The organism is Staphylococcus sp. GDH8C109P (genome assembly GCF_017893405.1).
In the GTDB taxonomy this organism is placed as follows: Bacteria; Bacillota; Bacilli; order Staphylococcales; family Staphylococcaceae; genus Staphylococcus; species Staphylococcus cohnii.
Window position 1 is genome coordinate 37826 of sequence record NZ_JAESMX010000015.1, and the last position, 7584, is coordinate 45409.

The 7584-nt window shown below is 31.8% G+C and carries 5 protein-coding genes; 1 reads left to right on the forward strand and 4 read right to left on the reverse strand.

The annotated features are described in order from the left end of the window. The 4 genes from pnpS to KA867_RS08760 form a co-directional block, all read right to left on the reverse strand. Complete coding sequence (gene pnpS / locus KA867_RS08745) at positions 1-1689, reverse strand: two-component system histidine kinase PnpS (RefSeq protein ID WP_210137733.1); 1689 nt, start codon at positions 1687-1689, stop codon at positions 1-3. Continuing rightward, a complete protein-coding gene (locus KA867_RS08750; protein WP_019468628.1) occupies positions 1689-2399 on the reverse strand; it encodes a response regulator transcription factor in 711 nt (236 codons plus the stop codon). Before KA867_RS08750 ends, pnpS begins: the two co-directional genes overlap by 1 nt. Positions 2400-2815: 416 nt before the next feature. Beyond that, on the reverse strand, positions 2816-4084 hold the full coding sequence (gene icd, locus KA867_RS08755) for an NADP-dependent isocitrate dehydrogenase (protein WP_019468627.1): 1269 nt from the start codon (positions 4082-4084) through the stop codon (positions 2816-2818). Between the two features lie 50 nt (positions 4085-4134). Further along, positions 4135-5253 carry a citrate synthase gene (locus tag KA867_RS08760; protein WP_210137734.1) on the reverse strand — a complete coding sequence of 373 codons (1119 nt, stop codon included), beginning with the start codon at positions 5251-5253 and terminating at the stop codon, positions 4135-4137. Positions 5254-5607: 354 nt separating this feature from the next. Here KA867_RS08760 and KA867_RS08765 point away from each other — a divergent pair, with 354 nt between their 5' ends. Beyond that, positions 5608-6972, forward strand: coding sequence for an amino acid permease (locus KA867_RS08765; protein ID WP_210137735.1), 1365 nt, complete (start codon positions 5608-5610; stop codon positions 6970-6972). Positions 6973-7584 lie beyond the last annotated feature (612 nt).

The following is a 7584-nucleotide window of genomic DNA, read 5'->3' on the forward strand; positions in this document are numbered from 1 at the left end:
TTATTCAAAAAATGTGACTCTAAAAGTAGAACCTTTTTCCGGTTCACTAAACACGTTAATTCTACCTTGATGCGCTTCCATAATATGTTTTGTAATAGATAAACCTAGTCCAGTACCTCCAGAATCTCTACTACGTGCTTTATCTACACGATAAAAGCGTTCAAATATATGTTTTTGATCCTGCTGGCTAATGCCAATACCAAAGTCTTGAACTTCAAGCATGCGCTTATTACCTTCTTTAAAAACACGCACGATGACCTGTCCAGATACTTTAGAATAACTTATCGCATTCGAAAGTAGGTTAAGTGCTACTTGCGAAACTTTATCTTTATTCGCTTCAATAATAATATCTGGTTCAATTTCATTAACGATGGTAATATTTTTATTTTCTGCGATATTTTGCATATGCCTCAATGTTGATTCAGCAATTTCAGACAAACTTGTTGGCTCTGTTTCCAATTGTGTTTGTTGTTCAACATGAGACAAATCTAACAAGTCATATACTAATGTTTCAATACGATTAGATTCTTTAGAAATAATTTTTAAAAAGTCATTTAATGTTTGTTCGTCATCTTTTGCACCGTCCAACAGTGTTTCGGCAAAACCTTTTATAGATGTGATTGGCGTTTTCAATTCATGAGATACATTAGCCACAAATTCCCGTCTTAAATTTTCCAACTTTTTCAAATTCGTAATATCATGCAGTACAACAACCATACCGTAAAGATTTTTCTTGTTTTTAGATAAAATTGGAATACATGCTGTGTCAAAATATTTTTGATGGACCTGGTCAATCGTCAACTCGATTTGATCATATGTTGATTTTTCAACTTTAAATGCTGCAGCGATTAACTTTTGTATCTCTGGATCTATAAAATCAATATAACTTTTATGTTCTACAACATTGTCTGGACTAAACACATCATAATATGATTTATTTGCAATAACAATTTCGCCATATTTATCAATCATTAAAATTGAACTAGGTATATTTTCTATCGTTGTTTTCAAGCGATTAGATTGCAACTTTTGTTTATGATTTAAGCGTTGTAATCTTCTGGCTAACTCATTAGTGGTCACGAAAAGCTCCCTTGTTTCTTTTACATTACTTTCTGGAACTCTTACATGATAATAACCTTCAGCTAAAAGATTGGTAGCATATGTCACTTCATTAATGGGCCTAATGTAAGTTCTATTAATACTTCTGACAACAAAGAAAATAATAACCAAAACAAATAATCCAATTAAGCCAACATATTTCCATATACCTATTTGTAATTCTAGGATTTGATTATTAATACCACTGATAATCACATCTTTATCTCTTATTGATGTTTTAAAAGTGTATCTTCGATCATCCCCGAATTTATCATAAATTATTTTAGAAGGATTCGCTTCATTATTAATATCGTCGTTAAATTGGGTTCTTTCTTTTGTGGAAAACACTTCATCGTTATCTTTCGTGAGTATAAATGTAAAATTTTCATTTTTTGCAATATCTTTAATTTCATCTGATTTATCATGATTATATAAACTAACTAAATGTTGTGCTTGATGCTCTAAGTCACCTTGTTGGCTCGAAATGACAGTATTATAAATGACATGTGTGATTATTGCACCTAATGCAACAAAACTAATGATAACGATGGTACATAATAAAAATAAGAGTCTTTGGTGAAACTTTAACATTAGACTTTAGGTCTTTCCAATTTATAACCTAAACCTCTCACTGTTTTTATCAATTTAGGTTGTTTCGGATTCTCTTCTAATTTATCTCTTAAATGACTTATATGTACATCCACAATTCTTGAATCTCCTGCAAACTCATAATTCCAAACAGAATTTAACATATGTTCTCGCGTGATTACTCTGCCTTGTCTTTCAATAAGGTAAAGTAACAGTTCAAACTCTTTAGGCGTGAGTTCTAATAATTCATCTTCGCGATAAACTTCAAAATATTCAGGTCTAATTCTTATAGAACCAATTAAAATATCATCTTCATCATTTTCAACTGGTACTGCTTCATTAATCATTGCAGAGCGTCTTAAAATAGCTTTAACTCTTGCAACAACCTCTCTTGGTGAAAACGGTTTAGTCATATAGTCGTCTGCACCAAGCTCTAAACCTAACACACGATCAAACTCATCATCTTTAGCAGTTAACATCAAAATTGGTACTAAATTTTTATCAGATCGAATCGTTTTACAAACTTCGATACCATCTTTTTTAGGAAGCATAACATCTAATACAACCAATTCCGGATTTACAGTATTCACTTTTTCTAATGCTTCTTCACCATCATAGGCAACATCCACTATGTATCCAGCTTGCTCTAAATTATATTTTAACAAGGTTACAATTGATTGCTCATCATCTACTACAAGTACTTTTTGTGACATAGTATACCTCCAATTTTGTGATTACAAATTAATTATAACGTAAATTTTAATAAAAATAACATACTTAAAAGTTTTTTTACATAAACTTAATAAATAGAAAATAATTAGTTATTTGTAAAGAATGAACAAAGAATTTGTATCATCTTCTTAAACAATTCTTCAATGAATCTATATACCGTGTTTCAAATAAATAATATTGTTTATGTTAATATTAACTTAACATTAACTTCATATTCAAACTAGTAATTGTTTCTTTTTAACCAAATTAAGGCCAAGTTTTGTTGGTTAGTAACGTACCTTCAAGCAAAATAATAAAAAGAGCGAGATAGAAATCATTTTAAAAGTGATTTCTTATTCTCGCTCTTAAGAAAATTATGCATCTTCATTTGAAAAATACGTCGTTATTTGTTGTTAATTTATTTAATATTTTTGATTAATTCATCAGCGAATTCAGAAGTAGATACTTCCTTTGCACCGTCCATTAAACGAGCAAAATCATAAGTAACAACTTTTGAAGCGATTGTTTTTTCAATAGACTCAGTAATCTTATCAGCGGCTTCTTGCCAACCTAAGTGCTCAAGCATTAATGAAGCACTTAAAATTTCAGAAGATGGGTTTACTTTATTTAAACCCGCATATTTTGGAGCAGTACCGTGCGTTGCTTCAAATATCGCATGTCCAGTTTCATAGTTAATATTTGCTCCTGGTGCAATTCCAATACCGCCAACTTGTGCTGCCAAGGCATCTGACACATAGTCACCATTAAGATTCATCGTAGCAACAACATCGTGATCTGCAGGACGTGTCAAGATTTGTTGTAAGAAAATATCTGCAATAGAATCTTTAATAATAATTTTACCGTCTTTTTCAGCTTGTTCTTGAATTTCATTTGCTTTTTCTTTACCGTCTTTTTCAACAATTTCATCATATTGTTGCCAAGTAAATACTTTATCGCCAAATTCATTATGTGCTAAATCATAACCCCATTGCTTGAAAGCACCCTCTGTAAATTTCATGATATTACCTTTATGAACTAAAGTTACAGATTTACGATTATTATCTAGAGCATATTGAATTGCTGCGCGTACTAAACGCTCTGTACCTTCTTTAGAAACTGGTTTTACACCAATTCCTGATGTTTCTGGGAATCTGATGTTTTTAGCGCCCATTTCATCTTGTAAGAAGTCAATTAATTTTTTAACTTCTGGAGTGCCTTCTTTAAATTCAATACCAGCATAGATATCTTCTGTGTTTTCACGGAAAATAACCATGTCAGTATCTTCCGGACGTTTAACTGGTGAAGGAACGCCTTGGAACCAACGTACTGGTCTTAAACAAGTAAACAAATCAAGTTCTTGACGTAATGCGACATTTAATGAACGAATGCCACCACCGATTGGTGTAGTAAGTGGTCCTTTAATTGCGATTAAATATTCATTAATAGTATCTAAAGTTTCTTGTGGTAACCATTCACCTGTTTCATCATAAGCTTTTTGACCGGCAAGTACTTCTTTCCATTCAATTTTCTTTTCACCATTATAAGCTTGTTCTACAGCTGCGTCGATGACTCTGCTAGCAGCTGACCAAATATCTGGGCCGATACCGTCTCCAATAATATAAGGAATGATAGGATTATTTGGTACAGTTAACCCTTCTGCTGATTTTACTACTTTTTCTCCTGCCATGTAAAAATACCTCCGTCATTTGTATTATTTTTTAGAATGCTAATTCTTAATTATCTTTCTTCTATTGGTTCATATGTTCTATTAGTTTCACCAATATATTGCGCTCTTGGTCGCATAATTCTATTGTCTCTGTATTGTTCAAGAATATGTGCAATCCAACCTGAAGTTCTGCTAACTGCAAAAATTGGTGTGAATAAATCATGTTCAATATTCATACTGTGATATACAGTTGCACTATAGAAGTCCACATTGGCGATAAGGCCTTTTTCTTCTTTCATTTTATCAGCTATTTTTACAGATATATCAAATAACTGACTTTGACCTGTTTCTGATGTAATTTTTCTACTCATCTCTTTCAAGAATTTCGCTCTTGGATCACCATTTTTATATACACGGTGACCGAAGCCCATTATTTTTTCTTTATTTTTAATTTTATTATCAATGTATTCGTCTACGTCATCAATTGACTTAACTTCTGATAGCATGCTCATCACACGTTCATTTGCCCCACCGTGTAATGGACCTTTTAAAGATCCGACAGCTGCTACAATACCTGAATACATATCTGATAATGAAGACACTGCACATCTAGCAGTAAAGGTAGATGCATTCAACTCGTGATCTGCATGTAGTACCAATGCTTTATTAAATGCTTCAACTTCAATATCTGTTGGCAATTCACCACGTAACATATATAAGAAGTTCCCGGCATAATTTAAATCACTATTAGGTTTGACAGGTTCTTTACCTTCTCTAACTCTAGCATATGCTGTAACAAGTGAGGCGATTTTAGCTTGGATACGCATTGCACGTTCCATTGTTTGATCTTCACTTTCATCCTCAGCATGTTCATCGAAGTGAGCAACATAAGACACTGATGTTCTTAGCGCTGTCATTGGATGTACATTACTAGTAGCATATTCTTTAAAATGATTATACACTCTAGGATTTAATGTCATATACTTAAAGAGTTTTTCTTTAAATGTTTGTAGTTCTTCTTTATTAGGTAATCTGTAATGCCATAATAAAAAGACAACTTCTTCAAATTCAGCATTTTCGGCTAAATCATCAATTTCATAGCCAGCATATGTAAGTTGACTATCAATGATTGAGCTCACTTTTGTTTCTGCTGCAATTACCCCTTCTAAACCTTTTTGTAACTCTGCCATATATATATTCCCCTTTTCTATTTCATAATGAAACGGCTTTCATAAACTATTATAGCCAATATTTACGTTTTTGTGAATATTTCCGTTTAAAGTCCTGAATAATCATTAAGAAACGATAATTTGTTTATATGCCCATAAACACGCCATAATTAATGAACGTTGTTATATCATCATTCTAATATGTAATTACCCTTTCTTCAATTTATCAAAGTTTTTAATTGGTTATCATGATTAATAACAAATTATTAATATAATATTACACTGACTTTTTTGAGATACAACTATAAAAAAGTATTGTTTTATTTTAGATTGCGTATCATAATAATAAATAACTTAATAAAGGAGTTAAAACTTATGGCAAAACAACAGCTACAAAGAGAACTCAGCAATAGACATATACAGTTAATTGCAATTGGGGGCGCAATCGGTACAGGGCTTTTCTTAGGTGCTGGTCAAACCATAGCATTAACAGGTCCTTCTATTTTACTGACATATATTATTATAGGATTTATGTTATTTATGTTTATGCGTGGCTTAGGAGAAATTCTTGTAACAAATACAAATTTTAAATCCTTTGCTGATGTGACAAATCAATATATAGGTTCATTTGCAGGGTTTGTTACCGGATGGACGTATTGGTTGTGCTGGATTATTACAGGTATGGCCGAGGTAACAGCAGTTGCAAAATATGTTAGTTTCTGGTTTCCACATATACCTAATTGGATAAGTGCGCTATTTTGTGTATTAATTTTAATGTCATTAAATTTACTGAGTGCTAAACTTTTCGGTGAACTAGAGTTCTGGTTCTCAATCATTAAAGTAGTTACAATCTTGGCACTTATCGTCGTTGGTGTGGTAATGATTATCATGGCATACGACACACAATTTGGACATACATCATTAAGCAATTTATATCAACATGGTATTTTTCCTAAAGGAATTAGTGGATTTTTAATGTCATTCCAAATGGCACTCTTTTCTTTTGTAGGAATTGAATTAATCGGAGTAACGGCTGGCGAAACAAAAGATCCAACTAAAACAATTCCAAAAGCAATCAATAGTGTTCCGATTAGAATTTTAATCTTTTATGTCGGCGCATTGACTGTAATTATGTCCATCATCCCTTGGAACAATATTAATCCTGAAGAAAGTCCCTTTGTTAGATTATTTGCTTTAATCGGTATTCCATTTGCAGCAGGAATCATTAACTTTGTAGTATTAACAGCTGCTGCTTCTTCTTGTAATAGCGGTATATTTTCAAACAGTCGTATGTTATTTGGACTTTCAAATCAAAAGCAAGCACCGCCAATTTTTGAAAAAACAAACAAAAATGGAGTGCCTCATATAGCTATCTTAGTATCATGTGCGTTATTATTAATTTCAGCATTATTAAATTACATTATTCCAAATGCAACTTTAGTATTCACATATATTACAACCGTTTCTACAGTGTTGTTTTTAGTCGTTTGGGCCCTAATCATAGTTGCTTATATTAATTATCATCGTCAAAATCCAGAAATGCACAAAAATGCCACATATAAATTATTTGGTGGTAAATATATGGGATATATTATTTTGGCTTTCTTCTTTTTAGTATTTTGCTTACTTTTTGTAAATGTCGAAACGAGAAGAGCAGTCTATTTAACACCTATTTGGTTTATCATCTTGAGCCTTATGTATCTAAGATACAAAAAATTCTCAAGTTCAGATGTAAAATAACTGCATCATTCATCTTGCATAATGACTTTACTATTTCAATTAACTGATACAAACAACCCAAGACATAAAATAGTCTTGGGCTTTGCTTTATGGAAAAGGAATAGCTATAGAAAGAAGTAGATCGCACGGGCTCTTGGATTTTAAATCTGTAAAAAATAGATTGTGTAGATGCATATAGAATAATTTTCAACATCATTTAGGGAGGATATGAGAGCATCATGGTGATGTTTGAATGCATCGAATACATTTTTCAGGGATTGTTTAACGATTTCATTAACATGTCGGACATATCATTTGTGGGATACTGACCTAAAGTTTCCGTTGATAGTGTATAAATTGAATCATACAATAATTTTTATACATAAGTCGCCTCGTTAATTTAATAGTGATTATTAAAGTATACGTAAAGACCTTATTTTTTGAATAACAAAATATAAATCGGACGTTTTTTAAATAAAATAGACACATCCATCATATGTACTCATATTTAGTTATATCTTTTGGTTGATTAAAAATATGACTTTCTATTTGTTGTATCAATTAAATAATACGAAACTTTTTCTATTGTATTAAAACACATCTCTTATAGGGATTTTGCATCGTGCTGACGCC